The organism is Nonomuraea sp. NPDC050790, from assembly GCF_044456745.1.
In the GTDB taxonomy this organism is placed as follows: Bacteria; Actinomycetota; Actinomycetes; order Streptosporangiales; family Streptosporangiaceae; genus Nonomuraea.
Genome location: NZ_JBITGF010000007.1, coordinates 554,701 through 579,270, shown reverse-complemented (window position 1 = coordinate 579,270; position 24,570 = coordinate 554,701). Strand labels below are relative to the sequence as shown.

The 24,570-nt window shown below is 71.5% G+C and carries 25 protein-coding genes; 13 read left to right on the top strand and 12 right to left on the bottom strand.

What is annotated here, in order from left to right:
• Positions 1-116: 116 nt before the first annotated feature.
• The 4 genes from ACIBEJ_RS35895 (at position 117) to ACIBEJ_RS35880 (ending at position 6,562) form a co-directional block, all read left to right on the top strand.
• A complete protein-coding gene (locus ACIBEJ_RS35895) occupies positions 117-1,070 on the top strand; it encodes a LuxR C-terminal-related transcriptional regulator (RefSeq protein WP_397187366.1) in 954 nt (317 codons plus the stop codon).
• A 428-nt stretch (positions 1,071-1,498) separates the two neighbouring features.
• On the top strand, positions 1,499-1,984 hold the full coding sequence (locus ACIBEJ_RS35890; RefSeq protein WP_397187365.1) for a helix-turn-helix transcriptional regulator: 486 nt from the start codon (positions 1,499-1,501) through the stop codon (positions 1,982-1,984).
• A gap of 575 nt (positions 1,985-2,559) precedes the next feature.
• Positions 2,560-3,291: a serine hydrolase gene (locus ACIBEJ_RS35885; RefSeq protein ID WP_397187364.1), complete on the top strand. Its 732-nt coding sequence runs from the start codon at positions 2,560-2,562 to the stop codon at positions 3,289-3,291.
• A gap of 115 nt (positions 3,292-3,406) precedes the next feature.
• A complete protein-coding gene (locus ACIBEJ_RS35880) occupies positions 3,407-6,562 on the top strand; it encodes a BTAD domain-containing putative transcriptional regulator (RefSeq protein ID WP_397187363.1) in 3,156 nt (1,051 codons plus the stop codon).
• 16 nt (positions 6,563-6,578) lie between these two features.
• Here ACIBEJ_RS35880 and ACIBEJ_RS35875 read toward each other — a convergent pair whose 3' ends face one another.
• The 3 genes from ACIBEJ_RS35875 to ACIBEJ_RS35865 are packed head-to-tail and all read right to left on the bottom strand — an operon-like array spanning position 6,579 to position 8,163.
• Positions 6,579-6,788, bottom strand: a complete 210-nt coding sequence (locus ACIBEJ_RS35875) for a zinc ribbon domain-containing protein (RefSeq protein WP_397187362.1) — start codon at positions 6,786-6,788, stop codon at positions 6,579-6,581.
• Positions 6,789-6,797: 9 nt separating this feature from the next.
• Positions 6,798-7,610, bottom strand: coding sequence for a GNAT family N-acetyltransferase (locus tag ACIBEJ_RS35870; RefSeq protein ID WP_397187361.1), 813 nt, complete (start codon positions 7,608-7,610; stop codon positions 6,798-6,800).
• A 46-nt stretch (positions 7,611-7,656) separates the two neighbouring features.
• On the bottom strand, positions 7,657-8,163 hold the full coding sequence (locus ACIBEJ_RS35865) for an HNH endonuclease (protein WP_397187441.1): 507 nt from the start codon (positions 8,161-8,163) through the stop codon (positions 7,657-7,659).
• Between the two features lie 265 nt (positions 8,164-8,428).
• On the opposite strand from ACIBEJ_RS35865, the gene ACIBEJ_RS35860 reads away from it, so the two are divergent.
• Genes ACIBEJ_RS35860 through ACIBEJ_RS35845 form a run of 4 tightly spaced genes read left to right on the top strand, consistent with a single transcriptional unit; the run spans position 8,429 to position 12,012 of the window.
• Positions 8,429-10,465: a prolyl oligopeptidase family protein gene (locus ACIBEJ_RS35860; RefSeq protein WP_397187360.1), complete on the top strand. Its 2,037-nt coding sequence runs from the start codon at positions 8,429-8,431 to the stop codon at positions 10,463-10,465.
• The gene (locus ACIBEJ_RS35855; RefSeq protein ID WP_397187359.1) at positions 10,462-10,875 is read left to right on the top strand and encodes an NUDIX hydrolase; all 414 of its coding nucleotides are present in this window, start codon (positions 10,462-10,464) and stop codon (positions 10,873-10,875) included. The genes ACIBEJ_RS35860 and ACIBEJ_RS35855 overlap by 4 nt, the downstream gene beginning before the upstream one ends.
• A 7-nt stretch (positions 10,876-10,882) precedes the next feature.
• A complete protein-coding gene (locus ACIBEJ_RS35850) occupies positions 10,883-11,665 on the top strand; it encodes a helix-turn-helix domain-containing protein (RefSeq protein ID WP_397187358.1) in 783 nt (260 codons plus the stop codon).
• Positions 11,662-12,012, top strand: coding sequence for a VOC family protein (locus ACIBEJ_RS35845; RefSeq protein WP_397187357.1), 351 nt, complete (start codon positions 11,662-11,664; stop codon positions 12,010-12,012). The genes ACIBEJ_RS35850 and ACIBEJ_RS35845 overlap by 4 nt, the downstream gene beginning before the upstream one ends.
• Here ACIBEJ_RS35845 and purU read toward each other — a convergent pair.
• The 5 genes from purU to ACIBEJ_RS35820 form a co-directional block, all read right to left on the bottom strand.
• Positions 12,009-12,848, bottom strand: coding sequence for a formyltetrahydrofolate deformylase (gene purU / locus ACIBEJ_RS35840; protein ID WP_397187356.1), 840 nt, complete (start codon positions 12,846-12,848; stop codon positions 12,009-12,011). The genes ACIBEJ_RS35845 and purU overlap by 4 nt on opposite strands.
• Positions 12,845-15,211, bottom strand: a complete 2,367-nt coding sequence (locus tag ACIBEJ_RS35835) for an FAD-dependent oxidoreductase (RefSeq protein WP_397187355.1) — start codon at positions 15,209-15,211, stop codon at positions 12,845-12,847. The genes purU and ACIBEJ_RS35835 overlap by 4 nt, the downstream gene beginning before the upstream one ends.
• Positions 15,208-16,131: a LysR family transcriptional regulator gene (locus ACIBEJ_RS35830; RefSeq protein WP_397187353.1), complete on the bottom strand. Its 924-nt coding sequence runs from the start codon at positions 16,129-16,131 to the stop codon at positions 15,208-15,210. The genes ACIBEJ_RS35835 and ACIBEJ_RS35830 overlap by 4 nt, the downstream gene beginning before the upstream one ends.
• A 6-nt stretch (positions 16,132-16,137) precedes the next feature.
• Positions 16,138-17,238 (bottom strand): pyridoxal-phosphate-dependent aminotransferase family protein, encoded by a 1,101-nt coding sequence (locus tag ACIBEJ_RS35825; RefSeq protein WP_397187352.1) that lies wholly within the window; start codon positions 17,236-17,238, stop codon positions 16,138-16,140.
• A gap of 166 nt (positions 17,239-17,404) precedes the next feature.
• Positions 17,405-18,289, bottom strand: a complete 885-nt coding sequence (locus ACIBEJ_RS35820; RefSeq protein WP_397187350.1) for a TIGR03620 family F420-dependent LLM class oxidoreductase — start codon at positions 18,287-18,289, stop codon at positions 17,405-17,407.
• Between the two features lie 109 nt (positions 18,290-18,398).
• On the opposite strand from ACIBEJ_RS35820, the gene ACIBEJ_RS35815 reads away from it, so the two are divergent.
• Positions 18,399-18,692 (top strand): ArsR/SmtB family transcription factor, encoded by a 294-nt coding sequence (locus ACIBEJ_RS35815; RefSeq protein ID WP_397187348.1) that lies wholly within the window; start codon positions 18,399-18,401, stop codon positions 18,690-18,692.
• Between the two features lie 51 nt (positions 18,693-18,743).
• Here the strand turns inward: ACIBEJ_RS35815 and ACIBEJ_RS35810 are convergent, their stop codons facing one another.
• Positions 18,744-20,282 (bottom strand): alkaline phosphatase family protein, encoded by a 1,539-nt coding sequence (locus ACIBEJ_RS35810; protein ID WP_397187347.1) that lies wholly within the window; start codon positions 20,280-20,282, stop codon positions 18,744-18,746.
• Positions 20,283-20,388: 106 nt separating this feature from the next.
• On the opposite strand from ACIBEJ_RS35810, the gene ACIBEJ_RS35805 reads away from it, so the two are divergent.
• Positions 20,389-20,823, top strand: a complete 435-nt coding sequence (locus ACIBEJ_RS35805) for an NUDIX domain-containing protein (RefSeq protein ID WP_397187346.1) — start codon at positions 20,389-20,391, stop codon at positions 20,821-20,823.
• On the opposite strand, the gene ACIBEJ_RS35800 is transcribed toward ACIBEJ_RS35805, so the two are convergent.
• Positions 20,742-21,086: a hypothetical protein gene (locus tag ACIBEJ_RS35800; RefSeq protein WP_397187345.1), complete on the bottom strand. Its 345-nt coding sequence runs from the start codon at positions 21,084-21,086 to the stop codon at positions 20,742-20,744. The two genes, ACIBEJ_RS35805 and ACIBEJ_RS35800, sit on opposite strands and share 82 nt — an antisense overlap.
• 139 nt (positions 21,087-21,225) lie before the next feature.
• Here ACIBEJ_RS35800 and ACIBEJ_RS35795 point away from each other — a divergent pair, with 139 nt between their 5' ends.
• The 3 genes from ACIBEJ_RS35795 to ACIBEJ_RS35785 all read left to right on the top strand — a co-directional run bounded on the left by ACIBEJ_RS35795 (position 21,226) and on the right by ACIBEJ_RS35785 (position 23,093).
• Positions 21,226-22,044: a Scr1 family TA system antitoxin-like transcriptional regulator gene (locus ACIBEJ_RS35795; protein WP_397187343.1), complete on the top strand. Its 819-nt coding sequence runs from the start codon at positions 21,226-21,228 to the stop codon at positions 22,042-22,044.
• Positions 22,041-22,289 carry a DUF397 domain-containing protein gene (locus ACIBEJ_RS35790; RefSeq protein WP_397187342.1) on the top strand — a complete coding sequence of 83 codons (249 nt, stop codon included), beginning with the start codon at positions 22,041-22,043 and terminating at the stop codon, positions 22,287-22,289. The genes ACIBEJ_RS35795 and ACIBEJ_RS35790 overlap by 4 nt, the downstream gene beginning before the upstream one ends.
• 72 nt (positions 22,290-22,361) lie before the next feature.
• The gene (locus ACIBEJ_RS35785; protein WP_397187341.1) at positions 22,362-23,093 is read left to right on the top strand and encodes an MBL fold metallo-hydrolase; all 732 of its coding nucleotides are present in this window, start codon (positions 22,362-22,364) and stop codon (positions 23,091-23,093) included.
• Here ACIBEJ_RS35785 and ACIBEJ_RS35780 read toward each other — a convergent pair.
• Positions 23,090-23,878 (bottom strand): hypothetical protein, encoded by a 789-nt coding sequence (locus tag ACIBEJ_RS35780; protein WP_397187340.1) that lies wholly within the window; start codon positions 23,876-23,878, stop codon positions 23,090-23,092. The genes ACIBEJ_RS35785 and ACIBEJ_RS35780 overlap by 4 nt on opposite strands.
• 5 nt (positions 23,879-23,883) lie before the next feature.
• Positions 23,884-24,492 (bottom strand): TetR/AcrR family transcriptional regulator, encoded by a 609-nt coding sequence (locus ACIBEJ_RS35775; protein ID WP_397187339.1) that lies wholly within the window; start codon positions 24,490-24,492, stop codon positions 23,884-23,886.
• Positions 24,493-24,570 lie beyond the last annotated feature (78 nt).

Here is a 24,570-nt window from a genome sequence, read left to right as displayed (position 1 = left end):
GGCCTCTCCTACAAAGGACATGTCAGGAAGCTCCACATAGATACGGGGGAGGAAGTCATGCTGTGGTTCGACGACGGCGTGGGCTGGGGCTGATCCCACGCCCATAGGAGGGTCCGATGGCGGAAAACAGCCTGGCGGGGCTGGTCAGTCCGCGGGCACAGGCGCTCTACGACCGGCTCGCCTCCAGCGGGGCGCTGGAACTGGACGTGGACGTCGACGGGGACGCGCCGGAGACCCTCGAACTGCTCTCGATGGGCGTCGCCTTCCGCGGCGGCGAGGGCGACGCCCTGCTCAGACCGGTCGGCACCGCCGCCGCCCTGCGCGTGCTGCTGGACCGCGAACACGCCGAGCTCACCGGCCGCCAGGCCCGCCTGGCCGCCGGCTGGCGGGCGCTCGCCGGCCGGCTGGGCGCCCACGACGAGCACTCCGCCTCACCGCCGATCAGCGGGGTCCAGGTCATCCCCACGATGGCGGAGGCCGCCGCGAAGGCCGTGGAACTGTACGCCGCCGGGACCCGTCTCGTCCGGGCCGCCTTCACCATCGCCTTCGAGACCGAGCCCACCCCGCACCGCCTCCTACTCCCGCCCCCGGCCGCGCTGGAGGGCGGCGCCCGCTACCTCGGCCTGTACGACGCCGCCTACAGCAATGTGCCCTGGGGGCGGCGGCTGATGAGCGACTCCGCGGTGGCCGGTGAGACGGTACGGATGCGCCGGTCGATCCCCACCAAGATGATCATGGTCGACGACGCGACGGCACTGGTGGCGGCCACGGCGACCGGCCTGCCCGCACTGCTCGTCACCTCGCCCGACCTGCTGGGGATGCTCGCCGACTGGTTCGACCTCATGTGGCGGGACTCGGTGGACGCCGAGGGCGAGGACATCCCCCTCACCCGCGCCCAGCGGCGCGTGGTCCTGCAACTGGCGGCGGGCAAGACCGACGAGCAGATCGCCCACGAGACGGGCATCAGCGTGCGGACGGTACGACGGCACATCGCGGTGGCCATGAGCGCACTGGGCGCCGAAACCCGCTTCGCCGCCGGCGTAGCCGCCACCCGCAAGGGCTGGATCTAACCCCCCTCGCCGACCAGCCCAACCACCACTCCCCACGGCCCGCGCCCCCGGCAGACCGACACCAGAGGCACGCCCCGGGGCCCGGACCAGCGCCACCGCAGCGCCCTGGGCAACCCCGCTAACGCAGGGGCCCGGAGGCGTGACCCGCTAGACAGGGGGCCGAATGGCGCACCCCGAAGGGCGACCCGACGGCGGTGACCCGAGACCCGGGCAGGCCGAGCACGGGGAACCGGAGGCGTGCCTCGGGGCGGGGGCGAGCGGGACGGGGACGAGCGGGGACGGGGGCCGAACGGGGCGGGGGCGGGGGCGAGCGGGACGGGGACGAGCGGGGACGGGGGCCGAGTGGGCGGGTTGGTGGGTGGGTTTGGGCGGGTGGGGGTCCGTACTGGCTTTCGAAAATTGTCGGTGGCAGGAGCTAGTGTTTGGGTATGGGTATCGATGTGAAGTCTCACACCCGCCCGCTGACGACCGCCGAAATCGCCGCCCTGGCCCTCTCCCTGGCGCACCTGGGAGCCGGACCGCAGGCCGTCACCGCCCGGCGCGGCCTGCGCAACGTCTTCGAGCATCTCGACCTCGACGACGACGTCATCGCCACCACCCTGGCCACCCTCACCGATCCCCTGCCCTCCGACGTGGCCTCCCGAGCCCGCGTCATCGCCGACGCGATCACCAGCCGCCTCATGATCCGCCTGCACTACCAGGACGCCGCCGGACACGTGACGATCCGTGACGTGGAGCCGGTGACCTGCCTGGTCCACCGGGAGTACTGGTACCTGGTGGGGGTGTGCAGGATGCGCCGCGGGATCAGGGCGTTCAGGTTCGATCGTGTGCTGGCGGTCGAGCCCACCCTCAACCCGTCCCGTCCCCACCTGGCCGACCGCTTCCTCCCGTTCCAGCGCCGCAAGGTGGCCTGAGCGCGTTCCCCCTCCCGCCGGAGTTGCCGGGAGGGGGAATCTTTGGGGTTGGGTGACCTACTCTGCCCCAGGTCGTTGGCGTGGCGGCTGGCAGGCTCGCGCTCATGCGCGTTCGGGGGATCTGGCTCATCACCGCCTTGACGGTCACCATGGCCGCCTGTTCGGGCGTGGACACCGGCCTCCCGATCACCCCACACGGCCCTGCCTTCCAAGCCGAGAGGCCCGCCGACACCGTCATGGCCAAGTTCGAGCCCACGCTGCGGTGGCCAGGCTTGGCATCGGGATCACACGCGCCGGACTTGGCATCGGGATCAACCGCAGTGTGGTGGCAGGGCAGGGCGTCCGTGTCATCGGCCGGTCTGGCGATCGGCCCATTCGCCGGTCTGGAGGCCGCAGGTCCTGCTGCTCCGGCCGCCATGCGTGCTGCCGGGCTGGTGCCGGGGCCACACCGACGGACTTCTGGGCCGCTGGCCGACGAGGGGGTGCCGGTCCAGACGGTGGTGGCATCGGCCGCGGGGGTGCCGGTTCGGGCGGTGGGGGTGCCGGTCGGGGCTCAGCGGCCCTTGCCCGATGAGGTGCGGGGGAAGCTGGACAAGGCCCTGGGGCGGTATCTGGCCGCGCGGCCTGGACGGGCTGCCGTGGCCGTGTACGACCGGGTCGCCTCCACCCGCTACGCCTACCGGGAACGCGAGCCGTTCATGCTGGCCAGTGTCGCCAAGGTGGACATCCTCCTGGCCCTCGCCCTCAAGGCGCAGAAGGAGGGACGGCGGCTGACCAGGGAAGAGCGGCGGACGGCCAGCCGGATGATCAAGGTCAGCGACAACGACTGCGCCTACGAGCTGTACCGGGCGATCGGCGGGCGCGACGGTCTGAAGGCGGCGCTACGTGAGCAGGGCATCCGGCGCATCTGGCCGGAACACTCGTGGGGCACCACCCTCAGCCGTCCGTCCGCCCAGGTCAAGGTGCTCGACCGGCTCACCGACCCGCAGGGCCCGCTGACACCGGCCCACCGGCGCTTCGCCCTGGATCTGATGTCGGACGTCGTGCCCGACCAGGCGTGGGGGGTGAGCGCCGCGGCCGGTGCCGGAAAGGTCGCGCTCAAGAACGGCTGGCTGCCGGCCAGCGCCCACGACGGCCTGTGGACGGTCAACAGCGTGGGCCGCCTCCAGACCGGCGGCCACGACCTGCTGCTGGCGGTGCTGTCGGAGCGCAGCCCGGCCATGGGGTACGGCGTGGCCACCGTCGAAGCCGTGGCCCGGCTCGTGGTCAGGACGATGACCGCGCAGCCGTACAAGCAAGAGCCATAAGAGAAAGAGCCGCACAACCAGGGCCGCACGACAAGGGCCCGCGCGACGAACGAGCGGGGTGACGGCCCGGCTGCGAAGGACGGCGATTCGTGCCTGGTCGTCAAGGTTCGGCACAATGACCGATGTGCGAGTTGGACTGCTTGGGCCCTTCGAGGTCCGGAACCAGGATGGGACCGTCGTCGAGGTTCCGGGGGTTCGGCTGCGCGCGCTGCTCGCCGCCCTCGCCCTCGAACCCGGCCGGGTCGTCTCACGGACGAGGCTGGTCGACTGGATCTGGGGGGAGCAACCGCCCGCCGACGAGGTGAACGCCCTGCAGGCGCTGGTCTCCAGGCTGCGCAGAGTGCTGCCCGACGGCGTGGTCGAGGCCGACGCGGGCGGCTACCGGCTGGCCGTGGGCGCGGACGCCGTGGACGTGTCCAGGTTCGAGCAGTTGGTCGGCCAGGCCCGTGCCGCCGAGCCCTCGGCCAGGGCGGAGCTGCTGCGCGCGGCCCTGGAGTTGTGGCGCGGCTCGGCGATGGCCGACATCGCGTTGCAGGACAGCGAGGCGTTCGACGCCGTGATCACCCGCCTGGACGAGTTGCACGTCGCCGCGCTCGGGGACCGGGTGGACGCCGACATCCGGCTGGGCCGCGGTTCCGAGCTGGTCTCCGAGCTGACCGGGCTGGTGGCCGCCTACCCCCTGCGCGAGGGGTTCGTGGCGGCGCTGATGCGGGCGCTGGCCGAGGCGGGGCGCGGCAACGAGGCGCTGACCGTCTACCAGCGCACCCGCGAACGGCTCGCCGACGAACTGGGCGCCGACCCGTCGGCGGAGCTGTCCGCGCTGCACACGGCGCTGCTGCGGGGCGAGATCGGCGAGCGGACCGAGAACCGCAGGACGAACCTGCGCGCCGAGCTGACCAGCTTCGTGGGCAAGGACGCCGACGTCGGCGTGGTCGCCGGGCTCGCCATGGGACACCGGCTGGTCACCCTGACCGGGGCGGGCGGCTCCGGCAAGACGCGGCTGGCCACCGAGACCGCGCGCACGATGCTGTCCGAGCTGCCCGACGGGGCCTGGCTGGTCGAGCTGGCCGCGGTGGGGCCGGGCGGCGACCTCGCGCAGGCCGCCCTCAGCGCGATCGGCCTGCGTGACCAGCCGTTGCTCGGCGGCGCGCGGGACGGCGAGCCGATGGACCGGCTGCTGACGGCGCTGCGCGAGCGCACGATCCTGCTGATCCTGGACAACTGCGAGCACCTGATCGAGCAGAGCGCGGCCTTCGCCGACCGGCTCCTGGGCGAGTGCAGGCGGCTGCGGATCCTGGCCACGAGCAGGGAGCCGCTGGGCATCACCGGCGAGGTGCTGTGGCAGGTCGAGCCGCTCGCGCTGCCCGCGGTGGGGGCCGAGCCCGCCGAGATCGGGTCCTCGCCGGCGGTGCGGCTGCTGCGCGACCGCGCGGACCTAGTCCGCAAGAACCTCGGCTCCGACGCCGCCACGCTGGCGGCCATGGAGCGGATCTGCCGGGCGCTGGACGGGGTGCCGCTGGCGATCGAACTGGCCGCGGCCCGCCTGCGCGCCATGTCCGTCGACCAGCTCGCCCGCCGGCTCGACGACCGCTTCCGGCTGCTGACCAGCGGCAGCCGTACCGTGTTGCCGAGGCACAAGACGCTGCGCGCGGTCGTGGACTGGAGCTGGGACCTGCTGACCGAGGCGGAGCGCGGCGTGCTGCGGCGGCTGTCGGTGTTCTCCGGCGGGGTGGGCCTGGAGGCGGCCGAGCGGGTGTGCGAGGAGGCGGAGCTCGACGGCGAGCTGGTGTTCGACGTGCTGGCCGCGCTGGTCGACAAGTCGCTGCTGCTCACCGACGGCGAGGACGAGCCGCGCTACCGGATGCTCAACACCATCAGGGAGTACGCGGCCGACCGCCTGGCCGAGGCCGGGGAGGTCGAGGCGGCACGCCGGGCTCACCTGGCCTACTTCACCGAGCTGGCGCAGACGGCCGAGCCGCACCTGCGCCGTGCCGAGCAGCTCGACTGGCTGGCCAGGCTGAACACCGAGCACGACAACATAAGTACGGCCCTGCGCGGCGCGATCGCCGAGGGATGGGCCGAGGAGGCGATGCGGCTGGCCGGCGTCGCGGGCTGGTACTGGTACCTGGGCGGGTTCCGCGCCGAGGGCACCGAGCTGAGCATCGCCGCGTCCTCCCTGCCCGGCGAGGTCGAGGAGGAGACGCGGGCGCTGGCGTACACGGTCGTGACGATGTTCCTGACCTCGGGGGTGGGCCGCGACCAGTTCCAGGCGGAGAAGTGGATCAACGAGGCGCATCGCTACACGCTGAGCAGCGGGTCCGGGCACTCCCTGCTCAAGTTCGCCGAGCTGTGGAAGCTGCTGCTGCTGGAGCCGTCGGGAGGGTTCCTGCGCGCGCTGGACCCGCTGGTCACCGACGACGATCCGTGGGTGCGCGCGCAGGGCCGGCTCACGCGCGGGCGGCTGCGGCTCACGCTCGGCGCCGACGAGACCGACGTGGACACCGATGTCGAGATCGCGCTCGCCGAGTTCCGCGCGCTGGGTGAGCGGATGGGCATCTCGCTGGCGCTGACCTTCCTGGCCGACCGGCTGGCCATGCGCGGCGAGTTCGCCCGCGCGTGCGAGCACTTCGACGAGGCGGCGACGGCGCTGAAGGAGCTGGGCGTGCGGGAGGAGGTGGTCAGCCTGCGGGCGCGGCAGGCCCAGTTGTACTGGCTGCTCGGCGACGCGCGGGCCAGCGCGTCCGCCATGGCCGCGGCGCGGCGCAGCGCGGGCGGGATCACCTGGCCGGAGGAGCTCGCCGACCTGGAGCTCTCCGCGGCGCAGCTCGCGTACTGGCGTGGCGAGCCCGACGAGGCCCGCCGCGGCCTGGACGCGGTGCGGGCCCGGCTGGGCGAGGCGGAGGCGAGCGTCATGGCCAGGGCCAGGATCCAGGACCTGCTCGGCTACCTCGCCGAGGATCTGGACGAGGCCCGCGCGCATCGGCGCCTGGCGCTGGAGGCGGCCATGCTGGCGCCGTACCCGCCGCTGGTGGCCGGGATGCTGATCGGGGTCGCGGATCTGGCGCTGCGCCAGAGCCAGGACGAGCAGGCGGTACGGCTGCTCGCGGCCAGCGAGGGCGTACGCGGCGCCCGCGACCTCTCCCACCCGGACGCCGCCAGAATCGCCGACGCCACGCGCGAACGCCTCGGCGAAACCGGGTTCACCGCGGCGTTCCGTGCGGGGCGGGAGCAGGACTGGCAGGAGCTGGCGGAGGCCACGCTCGGTTCGTGAGCGTGGTGCGCGGCGGTCAGCCGCAGCAGCCGCCCCCGCAGCAGCCGCCGCCACCGCCGCCGCCCCGGGGCGCGGGCGCGCCGCCGGTCATCGCGACCGTGGACAGCAGCTTGACGGTGTCCTCGTGCCCCTCCGGGCAGGTGGCGGGGTCGTCGGAGGCGGCCATCGGGCGCGACACCTCGAACGTGGAGCCGCAGGCGCGGCAGCGGAAGTCGTAACGCGGCATGCCCCTAGATTAGGGCGCGTAGGTCACGTGGGCGTAGTCCGCGTGGGGCTCGTAGCCGATCGAGCGGTAGATCGCGTTGCTCGTCGGGTTCCCGAGGTCGGTGAAGAGGACGATCTCCTTGGCCCGTTCGTCCAGGCCGACCCGGCTGGCGTGGGCGGTTATGGCGGCGCCGTACCCGCGACGGCGGCAGGACGGCGGCGTGTACACCGGCCCGATGCGACTGACCCCGCCCTGCGCGATCGACAGCCCCGCGAACGACACCGGCGCCCCGCCGTCGGTCCAGAGGAACAGGTCGCCTGAGGCGATCCTGCGCAGCACCCGCTCGGTCTGGTCGCCGCGGTCGGCCGAGACGCTGATCTCCTCGCCGAACGCGTGGTACCAGCTCACGAGCAACGGCAGATCCCCCGGTACGGCCCGGCGCCCCTCCCCGGGCACATCTGGCGGGGTGAGGCGGCCGAGACGGTACAGGCGTTCCTCGACGGTGTGCGCGAGCGCCGCCCCGCGCGCCCTGCTGAAGCCGCCGACCAGCTCCCGAGGTCCCATCACCTCGGGGATCTCCCGCTCGCCCAGTGCCGTGGCCAGTTCCGCGACGGCCTCGGCGGGCATCACGGCCAGCCCGAGCGGAGCCGGAGGCGTCCGGAAGGCGACCCCCCGCACCTGCCCGTCCACGCTCCACCAGCCGTAGTAGGCGCCTTCCGCGGGCTGGCCGGAGCGGACGGCGGCCATGACCGTCAGCGGCACCGTGTTGCCGACGGGATCGTCGAGGAGGAAGGCGGTGGCGGCGGCGGGGAAGGCCGCGAGATCCGCCGTGAAAGACCACATGCCGCGATCCTCGCAGGTCGCGGCATGTGGCCTCAAAGCGGTTTCGTCAGGCGGCGGCTTCCAGGTACGGCGCCCACTGAGGGTCGCCGACCATGGAGGCGCCGATCAGCCGCCAGTGCGCTCCGCGCGGCACCGCCGGGGACACGCGCAGCGACCAGCCGAGCTCCTCCAGGAACTTGTCGGCCTTGCGATGGTTGCACGGCGTGCAGGAGGCGACGCAGTTCTCCCACGTGTGCGTGCCGCCCCGCGAGCGCGGGATGACGTGGTCGATCGTCTCGGCCTTCTGACCGCAGTAGGCGCAGCGGAAGTCGTCGCGCCGCATCAGCGCGGCCCTGGTCAGGGGGATGCGGGACCGGTAGGGGATACGGACATATCTTCTGAGCCTGATCACCGACGGCACGTCCAGGGTACGGCTGGCCGAGCGGAGCACCGCTCCCCTGCCGTCGCGGTGGACGACGTCCGCCTTCTCCCGCAGCACCAGCACGATGGCACGGTGCAGCGAGAGCGTGGTCAGCGGCTCATAGGTGGCATTCAGTAGCAGGACCTGGCGCATCACGAGGACTCTCCCCGCAGGGCGCGTATCAAAGGGGACATGCCGTGGCATGTCCCGGCTGGCGGCCCCTCCTGGGGCACAGATGCTTCCGTCACGTGGACCTCCGCCGGACGGCCCGACGGATGGTGTCACCACGGCGCCGCCCTCTGCCCAAGTCTGTCGTCAAATGCACGTATCCCGCCACCTCTTAACGAACCAGAGGGACGCACGGTGTGTTTTATGCCCGGATCACCTGCGCTTTACGCCCCGCCGGTAGGGTCAAGGCATGTATCCCGCCGCACGCCGAGAAGAGCTCGTCGACGACCTGCACGGCACCCCTGTGCCCGACCCCTACCGCTGGCTCGAGGACCCGGACAGCCCGGAGACGCAGGGCTGGCTTCTCGCACAGGAGGCGCTCTACCGCGAGCACGCCAAGACGCAGCGTTTCCGCGACCGGATCGAGGAGCTTCTGCAGTCGGGTTCGGTCGGCGTCCCGGTGTGGCGTGGCGAGCGGCACTTCTTCTCCCGGCGCATGCCCGGCCAGGAGCACGCGGTCTACTACGTCGTCGACCCCGACGGCACCGAGCGGGCCCTGATCGACCCCATGCGGATCGACCCGTCCGGGCTGACGACGCTCGACGCCGTCCAGCCGGACAAGGAGGGGCGGCTGCTGGCGTACCAGATCTCGGTGGGCGGCGACGAGGAGTCGGTGCTGTACATCATCGACGTGGCGACCGGCGGGCGGCTGGAGGGGCCGATCGACCGCTGCCGCTACTCCCCCATCGCGTGGCTGCCCGGCGGCGAGGCGTTCTACTACGTGCGCCGCCTGCCGGGCACGGAGGTTCCGGAGAACGAGCGGCAGTACCACCGCCGCGTCTACCTGCACCGCGTCGGCACCTCCACCGAGGACGACGTGATGATCTTCGGCGCCGGGCTGAAGATGACGAACTACTACGGCGTCTCGGTCTCGCGCGACGGCCGCTGGCTGCAGATCTCCGCCTCAGAGGGTACGGCTCCGCGCAACGATCTCTGGGTCGCCGACCTGACCGCCTCCCCCCTCGACGACCCGGCCCTGGTCGTCGTCCAGGAGGGCGTGGACGCGCAGACCGGGCTGCACTTCGGCCGCGACGGCCGCCTGTACGTGCACACCGACCGCGACGCCCCGCGCGGCCGGATCTGCGTCGCCGACCCCGCCGAGCCGCAGGTCTGGCGCGACCTGATCCCGGAGGACGCCGAGGCGGTGCTGTCGGACTTCGCGATCCTGGACGATCTCGACAGCCCGGTCATGCTGGTCGGCTGGACCCGCCACGCGATCAGCGAGATCAGCGTGCACCGCCTGGAGGACGGCGCGCGCGCCGGCGAGGTGCCCACGCCCGGCCTGGGCACGATCGGCGGCATCGCCGAGCGTCCCGAGGGCGGCTACGAGGCCTGGTTCGGCTACACCGACAACACCACCCCGCCCACCATCCAGCGCTACGACGCCCGCACCGGCGAGACCACCCTGTGGGCGGCTTCCCCCGGCGCGGTCGAGGTGCCGCCGGTCAAGACCTCGCAGGTCGTCTACACCTCCAAGGACGGCACCGAGGTCCGCATGCTGGTCATCGAGCCGGTCGACCGCGACGGCCCGCGCCCGACCATCCTCAACGGCTACGGCGGGTTCGGCATCTCCATGACGCCCGGCTACTCGGCCTCGGTCCTGACCTGGGTGGAGGCGGGCGGCGTCTACGCCATCGCGAACCTGCGCGGCGGCGGCGAGGAGGGTGAGGACTGGCACCGCGCCGGGATGCTCGGCAACAAGCAGAACGTCTTCGACGACTTCCACGCCGCGGCCGAGCACCTCATCGCCACCGGCGTCACCACCCCCGCGCAGCTCGGCATCTCCGGCGGCTCCAACGGCGGCCTGCTGGTCGGCGCCGCCCTCACCCAGCGGCCCGAGCTGTACGCGGCCGTGGTCTGCTCGGCGCCGCTGCTCGACATGGTGCGTTACGAGCTGTTCGGCCTGGGCGCGACGTGGAACGTGGAGTACGGCTCGGCCGAGGACCCCGAGAGCTTCGGGTGGCTCTGGAGCTATTCGCCCTATCACCGGGTGGGGGACGGCGTGCCGTACCCCGCGACGCTCTTCACCGTCTTCCAGTCCGACAGCCGCGTGCACCCGATGCACGCGTGGAAGATGTGCGCCGCCCTGCAGCACTCCAGCGGCTCGCCTCGGCCGGTGCTGCTGCGCAACGAGACCGAGGTCGGGCACGGGGCGCGCTCGCTGAGCCGCACCATCGACCTGTCGGCCGACACCCTCACGTTCCTGGCCGGGAACACCGGGCTGTGAACCGGCGGCGGCTGGCCGCGTACGGGATGATCGTGCGCGGCGAGGAGATCCTGCTCGCCCACTACGTCCACCGGGAGACCCGCCACTGGACCCTGCCCGGCGGCGGCGTCGAGCACGGCGAGGACCCCTACGACGCGGTGGTGCGCGAGGTCGAGGAGGAGACCGGCTACACGGTCGTGCCCGAGGTGCTGATCGGCGTCGACAGCTACCATCCCGAGCCGGAGTTCCACGCGGTACGGCTGTTCTGGGAGGCGCGAGTCGTGGGCGGCGACCTGCGCTTCGAGGTGGGCGGCAGCACCGACCGGGCGGCGTGGTTCCCGCTGGAGCAGGTCACCGGGCTGGAGCGCTCCGAGGTCGTGGACCGCGGGCTCGAACTGCTGCGGGCGCGGCCCAAGAGCGGGCACCTATAGTCGGAGTGTGGACGACCTGACGATGGTCGAGCGGGTCCCCGGGCCCGCGCTGCGACCGTACGTCACGGGGCTGTACGCCTACCGCGAGCGGTACGCGCGGCCCCACGTCCGCCTGGAGGCGGCCATGCCGGGCGCGGTGCTCATCCTCGGCTTCGGCGCGCCGATGGAGGTGGACGGGAGCCGGTTCACCTCCTTCACCGGCGGCCTGTCCGACCGCTACACCGTCACCACGACCCAGGCGCCGACCGAGGGCGTGGAGGCGCTGCTCACGCCGTTCGGGGCGCGTCGCCTGTACCGCGTGCCGATGCGTGAGCTGACCAACCTGGTGGTCCCCGCCGACGACCTGCTCGCGGGCTGGGCCGAGCGGCTGGGCCAGGTGGCGGGCTGGCACGAGCGGCTGGCCAGGTTCGAGACGATGCTGACCACCCGCATACTCGGCGGCCCCGAGCCGCGCGGCGAGGTCGGCTGGGCCTGGGCGCGGCTGCTGGAGTCGGGCGGCTCGGTGAGCGCGGCGGCCCTGTCCGAGGAGCTCGGCTGGAGCCACCGGCATCTGGTCGCCCGCTTCCACGAGGAGATCGGGCTGGCGCCGAAGGCGGCGGCGCGGCTGATCAGGTTCGAGCGGGCGCGGAACCTGCTGCGCTCCGGCGTACCGCCCGCCCAGGCCGCCGCCGCGTGCGGCTACTACGACCAGGCGCACATGAACCGGGACTTCCGCCTGTTCTGCGGAGAGACACCCGGTCAGATTTTTCCAAGACCCCCGGTGGCGGCCCCGGCAGACTCGGCCGTATGACACGCACCGTTTTCGCGCTCGCGCGCTACGAGGACCCGGCCGCGGCCGTCGACTTCCTGACCGCCGCCTTCGGCTTCACCGCCCACGAGATCAGCAAGGACGAGCAGGGCGTGGTCCGCCATGCCGAACTGCTGGTGGGCGAGGACATGATCATGCTGGGCCAGGGCAAGCCCGGCGGCCCCGGCATCTACGTCGCCGTCGACGACCCCGACGCCCACCACGACCGTGCCAAGGCGGCGGGCGCCACCATCACCATGGAGCTGGTGGACCAGCACTACGGCTCACGCGAGTACGGCTGCGCCGACCCCGAGGGCAACACCTGGTTCTTCGGCACCTACCGGCCCTAAGAGAAGACGATGGTCTTGTGGCCGTCGAGCAGCACGCGCTGCTCGGTGTGCCATTTCACCGCCCTGGCCAGCGCCACGCACTCCACGTCCCGCCCGATCCGCACCAGGTCCTGCGGCGAGTCGCCGTGGCCGACCCGGGCGACCTCCTGCTCGATGATGGGGCCCTCGTCGAGGTCGGAGGTGACGTAGTGGGCGGTCGCGCCGATCAGCTTCACGCCGCGGGCGTGCGCCTGGTGGTACGGCTTGGCGCCCTTGAACGACGGCAGGAACGAGTGGTGGATGTTGATCGCCCGCCCGGCGAGCTTCTCGCACAGGTCCTCCGACAGGACCTGCATGTAGCGGGCCAGCACCACCAGCTCGGCCTGGTAGTGCTCGACCAGCGCGAGCACCTCGGCCTCCTGCCTGGGCTTGGTCTCGGGGGTGACCGGCAGGTGGTGGTAGTCGATGCCGTAGGACTGGGTGAGCGGCCGCAGGTCGGGGTGGTTGGAGGCCACGCCGACGATCTCGATGTCCAGGGCGCCGGAGCGCACCCGGTAGAGCAGGTCGTTCAGGCAGTGGTCGAACTTGCTGACCATGATGAGCACCCGCATCTTGCGCGCCACGTCGCGCAGCGTGAACTCCATGGCGAAGTCGGGGGCCAGGGCGGCGAAAGCCGCCCTGAGCTCGTCCTCGGCGAGGGGCGAGGTGAACTGCACGCGCATGAAGAACCGCTCGTCACCGAACTGCTGGCTCTCCTTGATGTTGCAGCCATGCTCGGCCAGCAGGCCCGAGACCGCGGCCACGACGCCGGGCCGGTCGGGACAGGACAGAGTCAGGACGAATTCGGATGTGCTCATGCCTTCACTCTCGAAGAGGTGGGATCGTAGGGCGCCTTGCGGCTGATCTGGGCAGAGTACATCTCTCCGGCGACGTCCACCTGAGCCTTCTCCAGCGTGGCATCGTGTACGAAGCCGAGCGCGACCGTGGTGCCGAGCGTCGGGCTGTAGGCGGCGGAGGTGACGTAGCCGACCGGCTCGCCGTCGTGCAGCAGCGACTCGCCGCCCCAAAGGTGGGCCTCGGGGTCGTCGAGCACGATGGAGACGACGTGGCGGCCCGGGTCGTCCATGGCCCGCTCCTCGCCTCGGTAGCCGCCGGTCTTCCTGCAGGTGAAGCGGAGCCCGGCCGCGGCGGGCGTGACCTCGGGGCCGAGCTCGCGGCCCCAGGCGCGGTAGCCCTTCTCGATGCGCATGGCCTCGATCGCGTAGTAACCGGCCTGGGTGAGGCCGGTGGCGAGCAGGGTCTCGTAGACGGTGACGGCGAACTCGGCGGGGACGTAGAGCTCCCAGCCCAGCTCGCCGACGTAGGTGACGCGGGTGGCGCGCACGGTGGCGTGGCCGAGGTCCACGAGCCGCGAGGTCCCGAAGGGGAATGCCAAGAAATCCGCCTTCGACACGCTTTGCAGGATTTCTTGGGATTTGGGGCCCATGACGCTGAAGACGGCGTAGGCGCTGGTGACGTCCACCAGCACGGCGCGGTGCTCGCCCAGGCCCTTGGAGATCACGTCGAAGTCCCGCGTGGCCTGCGCCGAGCCCGTCACGATCAGGTACTCGTCGTGCGCCACCCGCGTCACCGTCAGGTCGGACTCGTAGCCGCCCCGGTCGTTGAGCAGGCCCGTGTAGACGACCCGGCCCACCTCGACGTCCACCTCGGCCGTGCACAGCCACCGCAGCGCCGCCGCCGCGTCCGGGCCCTTCAGCGTGAACTTGGCGAACGACGTCTGGTCGAACAGCGCCGCCTCCGTCCGGCACGCGCCGACCTCCGCGTTCACCCTCGGCTGCCACTCCGGCCGGCCGAAGGAGTACGGCGCCGCCTCACCGAAGTAGTTGACCCGTTCCCAGCCCATCTTCGAGCCGAAGCACGCGCCCGCGGCGGCGAGCAGGTGGTGCACCGGCGAACGGCGCAGCGGCCTGGCCGTCTCCAGCTCCCTGTTCGGCCAGGACATCGCGTAGTGCAGGCCGAGCGTCTCGGTGACGCGGTCGCGCAGCCAGGTGTCGTTGTCCGCCCAGCGGGCGAAGCGCCGCGGGTCGGCGGGCCACAGGTCGGCGGTCGGCGCGCCGTTCACGATCCACTCGGCCAGCGCCCTGCCCGCGCCGCCCGCCGAGGCGATGCCCGCGGAGTTGAACCCGGCCGCGACGAAGAAGCCGCGCACCTCGGGCGCCTCGCCCAGCAGGAACATGTTGTCCGGCGTGAACGACTCCGGGCCGTTGTAGAACGTGCGCACCCCGGTCGTCTCCAGGGCGGGGACACGCTGGATCGCGTTCTCCATGATGATCGAGAACTGGTCCCAGTCCTCCTCCAGGAGCTGGAACTCGAACGGGTGCGGGATGCCGTCCATGCCCCACGGCTTCGCGTCGGGCTCGAAACCGCCCACGACCAGGCCGCCGACCTCCTCCTTGAAGTAGGCGTAGCCATCCGGGTCACGCAGGACGGGCAGATCCGGGCGTACGCCCTCGATCGGTTCGGTGACCACGTAGAAGTGCTCGGCGGAGTGCAGCGGCACCGTCACCCCGGCCATGCGGCCGATCTGCCTGGCCCACTGCCCGGCGCAGTTGACGACGTACTCGGCCTCGATCTCGCCCTCCGACGTGCGCACCGATCGCACCACGCGGTCTTCGACCGTGACGCCGGTGACGCGCACGCGCTCGACCACCTGGACGCCGCGCCGCTGGGCGCCGCGGGCCAGCGCCTGGGTCAGGTCGGAGGGGTTGGCCTTGCCGTCGCCCGGCAGCCAGACGCCGCCCACCACGTCGTCCACCCGCATGACCGGCCACAACTCCCGCGCCTCCGCGGCGGTGATGATCTCGGCGGTCACGCCGTAGCCGCGGGCCTGGGCGGCGGTGCGCCTGAGCTGCGTCATGCGTTCGGGTGTGCGGGCGACGCTCACGCTGCCGCACTGCTTCCAGCCGGTGCCGAAGCCGGTCTCGGCCTCCAGCCGGGCGTACAGGTCGGCGCTGTACTGGATCAGCCTCGTCATGCTCTCGGTGCTGCGGAGCTGGCCCACGAGCCCGGCCGCGTGCCAGGTGGTGCCGCAGGACAGTTGCCCCTGCTCCAGCACCACGACGTCGGTCCAGCCGAGCTCGGCCAGATGGTAGGCCACGCTGACGCCGACGATGCCGCCACCGATGATCACAACCTGCGCGCGGGAGGGCAGCGCCTTCAAGAAATGCTCCTCAACCTGTTGATCCCCGGCCAGCTACGCACGTTCCGCAGCATGGCGATGAAGGCCTGCTCGGCCGGGCCGAGCAGACGGTCGCGGCGGTGGGCCAGCACGATCGGGCGCGGCTTCGGCAGCGGCGAGACCTCCACCGCCGCCAGCCGCCCGTCGGCGAGCTCCTGCTCCACGCAGTGCTCCGACAGCAGCGAGACGCCCAGCCCCGCCGCCACCGCCTGCTTGATCGTCTCCGGCCCCCAGATCTCGGTACGGCCGGCCGCCTCCAGACCCCACGTCTCCAGCGCCTCCTCCTGCAGCTCCCTGGTGGACGAGCCCGGCTCGCGGATCAGGAACAGCTCTCCGGCCAGCTCGTGCGGCTGTGCCGTACCGGTGGAGGAGAGCTTGTGGCCCGGCTGCGTGATCAGGACGAGGCGGTCCTCCAGGATCGGCTCGCTGACCAGTTGCGCGGCGCTCGGCTCGCCCGCCAGCACCGCGACGCCGATCTCGCCGTCGACCAGACCGCGCTCGACCCGCTGCGCGTTGCCCACCTGGATGCCGATCTCGATCCCGGGGTGGCGGTCGCGGAAGGCGGCCAGGAGCGGGGGCAGCAGGTACGTGCCGACCGTGGTGGTGCCGCCCGCGACCAGCGTGCCGGTCTGCAGGCCGGACACCTGGCGGATGGCCGCCACCGCCTCGTCGGCCAGCAGGAACACGCGCTTGGCGTACTCCAGCATGACCTCGCCCTCGGGCGTCAGCCTGATGCGCGCGCCGCTGCGGTCGATCAGGGTCGTGCGAAGCGACTGCTCAAGCTGCCTGACCTGGTGCGACACCGATGGCTGGCTCAGGTAGAGCTTCTGCGCGGCGGCCGAGAAGCCGCCGCACTCGACCACGGTCATGAAGATCCAGAGCCGGTGCAGGTTGAGCTGCATGTCGCGTTAACCCCTAGCTGCCTCGATGGACTCCCGGAGCGCGTCCTCAAGCTGCTCCAGCCGGTGCCAGGGGATCTCCCCCATGGTGCAGATCCGGAAGAAGTCCCGTGAAAGCCGCCCCTGACCAGCGTAGATAACGTATCCCCGCTTCTTGAGCTCGTCGTGAAGGGCTTCGTACGTCACGCTTTCCGGCAGGTGAAGCATCGTCACCGTGTTGGACCGGAATCGTTCATCAACCAGGATCCGCAGCCCGAGGCGCTCGAACTGGCCCCGCACCAGCGCGGCCCGCTCCCGGTAGAGCCTCGTCCTGGCGGCGAACCCGCCCGCCTCCTCGTATTCGGCGATCGCCTCGTCGAGGGCGTAGCAGACCTGCACCGCCGGGGTGAACGGCACGTCGCCCCTGCGCTGGCCCTTCAGATAGCCGGCCGCGTTCAGGTAGAGGCTGCGCTCGGGCACCTGCTGGAGGCGTTCGATCGAGCGCTCGCTGCACAGGATGAACGACATGCCCGGCTGCCCGTGCAGCCCCTTGTTGGCGGTGCCGCAGACGACGTCCGCCCTGACCTCCGACAGGTCCTGGTCCTCGATGGCGGTGCCGGAGATGGCGTCGATCACGAACAGCGCCCCGTGGGCCGCCACGACCTCGCCGATCTCCTTGATCGGGTTGATCAGGCCGGTGGTGGTCTCGTGGTGCACGCAGACGACGGCGTCCACGTCCGGGTGCCCGGCCAGCGCCGCCTCGACCGCCCTGGGGTCGGCCGGGACCGTCCACTCGCTCGTGACCTCGTGGAACGGGATGCCGTGGGCCTGGGCGATCTTGATCATGCGCTCGCCGTAGACGCCGTTGTTGACGATGACCACGCCGCGTCCCCGCCGGACGGAGCTGATGACCGCCATCTCCATGGCCGCCGTGCCTGACCCGGTGACCAGCAGCGCCTCGTGGGTGCCGCCGAGGTTCAGGGAACGGGGCAGCGCCTCCCGGATCCTGAACAGCAGCTCGGTGAACTCCGGCTCACGATGGCACAGGTCACCGCGGAGCAGGGCGTCCTTGACCCGCTTCGAGGTGCAGGCCGGGCCGGGATTCAGCAGAATGAGCTCTTCGTCCATCATCCACTCGATCTTGGGTAGGTATCGGGCATTACGGACGCTACTTGGCCAGGTCACCCAAGCGACAGCAGCCTTTCCCTATGACCCCCATAGCCCTTTTCCCCCTTGCCCGCCGGCTTGAGGGATGAGCTCCCGTGGACGAGCTTCCGGCCTCAGGCGCGCGGCGCGGCTACGGCCGGAAGGCTGGAGCCAGGCGTTCGAGCTGGGTGAGGGCGTCGTCCAGGTCGGGGCGTTCCGGGGACAGGGGCTGGAGGGCCACGTGGTCGGCGCCCGCGTCCCAGTGGGCCTGGATGCGGCCCAGCACCGTCTCCTCGTCACCCCAGGCGACGATGGCGTCGACCAGGCGGTTGCTGCCGCCGTCGGCCAGGTCGGCGTCGGTGTAGCCCAGGTCCAGCAGGTTGTTGGTGTAGTTGGGGAGCTGGAGGTAGTGGTGCATGTGGGCGCGGGCGATCCGGCGGGCCCGCGACGGGTCGGGCTCCAGGACCACGGCCTGCTCGGGGACCAGGAGGCGGTCAGGACCCAGGATGGCCCTCGCCTTCTCGGTGTGCTCCGGCGGGACGAAGTAGGGGTGGGCACCGGAGGCTCGCTCGCGCGACAGCTCCAGCATCTTCGGACGCAGCGCGGCCAGCAGGCGCGGGGCCGGATGGGACGGCGTGGGGACGTCGGTGGCGGTCTGGTCCATGGCGTCCAGGTAGGAGCGCATGGCGCTGACCGGCTTGGCGTAGGTGTGGCCCCGGTCCTCCACCAGGACGCTGTGGCTGACGCCGATGCCCAGGATGAACCTGCCCTCGAACGCCTCGCCCAGGGTGGCGGCTCCGGCGGACATGGCCGCGGCGTCGCGGGCCCAGATGTTGGCGATGCCCGTACCGACGGCTGCCCGCTGCGTGGCGGCCAGGAGGATCGCGGCGGCGGCGAACGGCTCCCTGCTGCCCGGCCCCTCGTTGACCCACAGCGTGCCGTAGCCGAGGGACTCCAGCTTGGCGGCGGCCCGCCTCGATGCTTGCGCCGGGCCGCGGCCCAGGAGCGGATGCCAGACGCCGATGCGACCGTCCATGGTCGGGGCCTCCCTGAGGGTAGAGTGTTCGACTGAGATGGAACAGTACACGAGTGTTCGATCGCAGTCGAACAGAACGCGCTCACTCAGTCACACCTCTCCGGTCGAGGTGAGCCTGCAGGCCGCCCTGGACGCCCTCGCCGATCCCATGCGCCGGCGGATCGTCCGCGAACTGGCCTCGGTCCCCGACTGGACCCGCCCGTGCGGCACCTTCCACGACCTGCCGATCGCCAAGTCCACGCTCAGCCACCACTTCGCGGTGCTGCGCAACGTCGGCCTGCTGGAACAACGCGACGAGGGCTCCCGCCGCCTCAACCGCCTGCGCCGCCCCGAGTTCGACGCCCGCTTCCCCGGCCTGCTCCCCCTCGTCCTGGGCGAGGAGGAGAACTCCCCGGCCCCCTAGGCGTGCGGGACGCGGGCGGACGTGCCCGCGTCCCGCGCGAAAGGGGCGTGACTATGAGACCGAGACCTGGTCGATGGCCCAGTACCAGTTGTTGGCGGCGTCGAAGTACCGGAACTTGACCTTCATCGTCGAAGCCCCGGCCGGGACGCTCACCGCAAGGCTCTCCACCTTGGAGACCGCCTCAGCCGTGTAGTTCTTCACCAGCACGTCCGCGCCACCGTCGAACGACACCAGGACCTGCGCCTTCTGCGCCCCCTCCGGCCGGTAGTGCGTGGTGTAGCCCAGCCGGACCGAAGCCCGCCCGGTCACCGGATAGGCAGGCGTCACAAGGGTGGAGTCATACGTCCCGGCGCCGTGGGACTTGTCGTCCCACTCGTCGGAGTCGGCGACCGCGAACGTCCCTCGGCTGCGCACGTTGAGCTCCCGCCACTGGTCCCGCTGCGCCCGCGACCAGAACTCGTCGGTGGTCAGCGACCACCCGCGCCACTCCTGCACGCCCCCAGTGGGCATCCGCGAGGTGTCCAGCGTCCAGGACGCGGGCATCGTGTGGCTGAAGCCGAGGACCCCGGCGGGCACCCCGGTCTCGTCGGCCCGGCCGGACAGGGGCACGGTCTCGAAGGGGTCGCCGCTCCGCTGGTCGATCCGCCGGCCGTCGATCGTGGCGGGCGGGGCCAGGCGCAGGGCGTGGAAGACGGCGGCGGTGACGTCCACGAGGCGTGTGTCCAGTGGCCTCGCGCCCGCGGGGATGCCGGGTCCGGCGGCGAGGACGAAGGTGCGGCGCTCCTCGATGGCCGAGCCGCCGTGGCCGCCGCCGTCGGTGTGGCCGTGGTCGGTGGTGACGACGACGGTCCAGCGCTCGCCCGGGTAGCTCGGGCGGGCCCTGATGGCGGCCAGGAGACGGCCGACGTAGGCGTCCTGGGTGGCGATCGCGCGCAGGTACGCCTGGCTTCCCGCCCCGCTGTTGTGGGCCACGATGTCGGTGTTGCCGAAGTAGACGAAGGCGGCGTCGGGGTTCTCCTGGCGCAGGACGGTCTCGGCGGCGGTGGCGATGCGGGCGTCCTCGGCGGGGTAGCCGTTGGCGTCGCCGTCCAGGATCACCCTGGAGTCGATCTTCGGACCGAAGGTGCCCTGGTCGCCGAGGGGTTTCCAGTCGAGGGCGGCGAAGGTGGAGTAGGCGGGGTCGAGGTTCTCGAGCCGGGTGAGGAAGTCGGGGTAGAGGTCGTAGCGCTTGCCGGAGAAGGAGTTGTCCTTCACGCCGTGCCGGTCGGGCCAGACGCCGGTGGCGATCGTGGACCAGCCGGGGCCGCTGGAGGTGGCGGCCATGGGGTTGGTGTACAGAAGGCTGGCGCCGAAGGTGCCGGTGGCCATGAGCTGGTCGAGGTTGGGGGCGTCGGCGGCGGCGATGCGGTCGTGCCGCAGCCCGTCCATGCCGATGACCAGCACCTTGTCGGCGCTGATGCCGTCGGCCACGGCGGGTACGGCGATCTCGCCGAGGGGTGCGGAGTTGGAGTTGAGTACCTTGTTCTCCGGAGGATCGGCCGGGACGGCCACGGCGGCCAGGAACAATAAGGCCGACACGATTGTGCGCATGGGCGTTTCTCTCCTCGCTCAGGGGCTCGATCGAGGATCTCCGGCGGCGGGATAGACGTGAAGTACGTGTTTCCGATGCTCGCCATCAAGGATTCAGGGGGCCCAATTGAGCACCAGCGACCGTCCTGCCGCGCGCGTCGTCTGCCTGGACCGCGACGGCTCGGTGCTGCTCATGCACTGGCACGACCATGTCAGCGGCCTGGACTTCTGGGAACCACCGGGTGGCGGGCTCCACCCGGGAGACGAGCCGATCGACGCAGCACGCCGCGAGCTTCACGAGGAAACCGGGCTGCCCGAGGAGATCGTGACCGGCCGTCACGTCAACGTCCCCCGCGACTTCACCTGGCTGGGAATCCGGTACGTGAAGACGGAGCCGTTCTTCCTGGCACGGTTGAGGTCGGTGTCGCCTGCATGCACCGACCAGTCGCTGACTCTTGAGGAGCGTCAGACCTATCTGGGCTACGGGTGGTTCGCCGTGGACGAACTGCCCGATTCGGTGGAGCCTCCGGAACTCGCCGAGGTGATCAGGGAGCTGATGTAGGCGACGGTTTCCTCGACCTCGCCGAGTACGGCCAGCGTGTCGCCGCAGCGCACGACGTATCCGCCGTCGACGCTGGTGGTCACGGGCCCTGCCACGAGCACGGGCCCTTCGGATTCGGGCGGGTGGTAGCGGTTCTGCGCGAGGGTGAGCCGGAGCCGGCGCACGAGCAGGGCCCGCACGCCCAGGCCCGCCAGCCCCTCCTGGATCCAGCCGAGCAGTTCGAGCTGCTCGTCCTCCGACCGTTCTGTGTGGACAGCAGACATTGGTCCCTCATGTCGTTGTCGTTGGCGGATTCTTGATACCAGAGTGCACTCGGATGACTACCCTAGGTACAAGGAAGAACAAGACTGTATGGCTCGAGGCGTCGTTTGTAGAACCGTGTAGAACCCCCTGGAGCGGCCGATGCCCTCTGCTCGCGAACTCGATCCTGGTTCGAGCCCGCTTGCCTTTTTTGGCGCGGAGCTTCGCGAACATCGCGTTCGCGTGGGTTTGTCGCAGGAGCAGCTCGCCGAGCGGCTCAACTACTCGCTGTCGCTGGTCTGCGCGGTCGAACTGGCCAAGCGCACGCCCTCGCGCGACTTCGCCGAGCGCGCCGACGAGGTCCTCGACACCCGCGGCGAGCTGATCCGGCTGTGGCCACTGGTACGGCAGGCCGCCTACCCCGCCTGGTTCCGCCCCTGGCTGGAGATCGAGGAGTCGGCCAGCACCCTGCAGACCTGGCAGCCCCTGCTCGTCCCCGGACTCCTGCAGACCGAGGACTACGCCCGCGAGGTGCTGAGGCGCGAGCCCGCCGCCACCCCCGAGCAGGCTGAGGAGGCGGCCGCGGCCCGCATGACCAGGAAGGCGATCCTGCACCGGCCCGACCCGCCCATGTACTGGGCGGTGCTCGACGAGTGGGTGCTCCACCGCCAGGTGGGCTCCTCCTCGACCATGCGCGGGCAGGTGCGCTCGCTGCTGGAGACCGCCGACCTGCCCAACGTCAGCGTCCAGGTGGTCCCCAAGGAGTCTCCGGCCCTGGCCGGCCTCACCGGAGCGTTCGTCATCGCGAAAGTCCCCGGAGAACCTGATCTCGTCTACGTGGAATCGGCCAGGGAGGGGTACGTATCCGATCGTCCCCCGGATGTCGAGTCGATCGTACGGAGGTATGACGTCATCCGGTCACTCGCCTTACCCGTTCACACAAGCCTAGATTTGCTGTCGAAGGTAGAGGAGGAGATATGAGCGATCTCCAGTGGCGTAAGTCCCGCCGAAGCGGTAGTAACGGTGGGGACTGCGTTGAAGTGGCCGTCCTCGCCGCAACCGGGGACACCGCCACGCACAAGGCCGACCAGGACCGGCTTTTCGTCCTGCGCGATTCCAAGGACCCCGACGGACCCAGGCTGTACTTCACCGAAGCCGAGTGGGAGGCTTTCCGCCTCGGTATGAAGGACGGCGAATTCGACGACCTGATCCAGCCGATTCCGTAGTCAGGCCGTTCCCCCTGCCAGAAATGTCCCATGTGCGGGCACGCGTGTGCCCGCACATGGGATCATGATCTGATGCGACTGACCGTTCTGGGAGGATGCGGGGCCTGGCCCGCCGCGGGCACGGCGTGCAGCGGCTACCTCGTCGAGCACGAGGGCTACCGGCTGCTGGTCGATCCCGGCTACGCCACCCTGCCGAAGCTCCTGGAGATCGTCCCCGCCGAGCGCATCGACGCCGTGCTGGTCAGCCACGGCCACCCCGACCACTGCGCCGACCTCAACCCGCTGCTGCGCGCCCGCGCCCTGGGCGAGCGCCCGCCCGCCGCCCTGCCGGTGTACGCGCCGCCGGGCGCGCTCGACGCCGTGCTCGCCCTGGACCGGGCGGGCATGCTCGCGGGCAGCTTCCGGCTGGGCGAGATCGCCGACGGTGAGGTGGGCCCGTTCGCGCTGCGGACCTTCGACCTGCCGCACTTCCTGCCCAACGCCGGCCTGCGCCTCAGCGCGGGAGGCAGCACGCTCGCCTACACCGGCGACACCGGCCCGAGCGGGAACCTGCTCGACCTGGCCGGCGCGGCCGACGTCTACCTGGCCGAGGCCACCTACCCGGAGAAGGTGCCGGAGGAGGACGCCGCCTATCTGTCCAGCGCGCTGCAGGCCGGGGCGGTCGCCGCGCAAGCCGGGGTCGGCCGTCTCGTGCTGACCCATCTGTGGCCCGGCCAGGCCGACGAGCCCGCGCTGGCGGCCGCCCGCGCGGAGTTCTCCGGGAACGTCTCGGTCGCCAGAGCCGGGCTCGTGCTGGACTTCTAGGCGGAGCGGTCGCCCAGCTCGGCCAGCGTCGTGGCCATCAGGCCGCGCAGCAGCTCGCCGCCGACCTTCTCGTGCTCGGCCTCGACCGCGAGCCCCTCGGCGACCCTCGCCTGGTAGATCTCCCGCTCCATCTCGTCGGTGTACGGCTGCGCCGTCAGCGCCACCACCACCGCGATCCGCGTGCCGGGTCCGGGTAGGATGCCGACGGCATGGGTGCGCAGGCAGGTCTCGTCGGCCGCGCCGTACCAGCCGCACTTGACGGCCGCGGCGGGGTCGCCCAGGGCCTCGCGCGCGCCGTACGTCTGCCCGGCCCCGACCTCCCGCATCCAGCCCAGGATGGCGGCGGCGACCGGCTCGCCGGCCAGCGCGGCCTGGGCGAGCACGGCGTAGGCGGTGGCCACCTCGTCGGCGGCGATCTCGACGGAGCCGAAGCGCGACGGGTCGGAGTTGGGCGGCGACCAGGCCACCCCCGTACGGCGGGCGATCGTGTCGAGGATGACCCGAGGCCCCACCGACAGCCAGAGGTTGAGCGTGTCGGCGTTGGAGGAGACGACCACGGCGGGCTCGGCGTGGCGGCGCCAGCGTTCGGCGTCGCCGACGTGCGCGGCGGCGGCCCACGCGTAGAGCGGTTTGAGCAGCGAGGCGCAGCGCAGCCGGTCGAGCCCGGCCTTGGCGGTGATGGATCTGGCCGGCGGGCCGGCGTAGCCGCGGGCGATGCCTGCCGCCTGGGCGCTGGCGCCCGGCCCCAGGTCACGGAAGAGTTCGTCGAATCGGGTAACCGCCACGTGTCTTACGGTAGCCGTTCACCCCATCGGGATTCATACCAATGACGATCTGGAGGCGGGCCGGGCAGCGGGCCGGGGGCCGGGGCGCGCAGCCCGTCCAGCGCGATGGCGAGCAGGCGCTCCCTGAGGTGTGGCACGCCGGCGACGGGCCGGTTGAACTGCTCGATGAGCAGCGCGATGTCCAGGTCGGTCACGTCGGGGCGGAGCGCGCCGCGCTCGCGGGCGCGGCCGATCAGCTCGCCGATGACCGCTCCCGCCCGCTCACTGGCCCGCCACATCTCCTCGGTGACCGAGATCGTCCCCGCCACCGGCGCGAGGCCGCCGGAGCCGAAGTCCACGCAGGCGCGGATGTATCCGGCCAGCCCGAGCCAGGGATCCTCCTCGCGCAGACCTTCCTCGGCCGCGCCCGCCGCCCGCTCCATCGAGATCACGGCGAGCCGCTGCAGCAGTTCCTCCTTGGTGCGGTAGCGCCGGTAGAGGCTGCCCATGCCGACGCCGGCCCGCTTGGCGATGGCCGAGACGGGCGCGTCGAAGCCCTGCGTGGTGAACACCTCCAGCGCCGCTTCGAGCAGCTTGAGGTCGTTGCGCCGGGCCTCGGCCTGCCTGCCTCTCATAGGGTCAGGATAGCGGCTTGCGGAGCGCCACGCTCCGTTATAGCTTTCTATCGGAGCGCTTGGCTCCGATATCGAGGT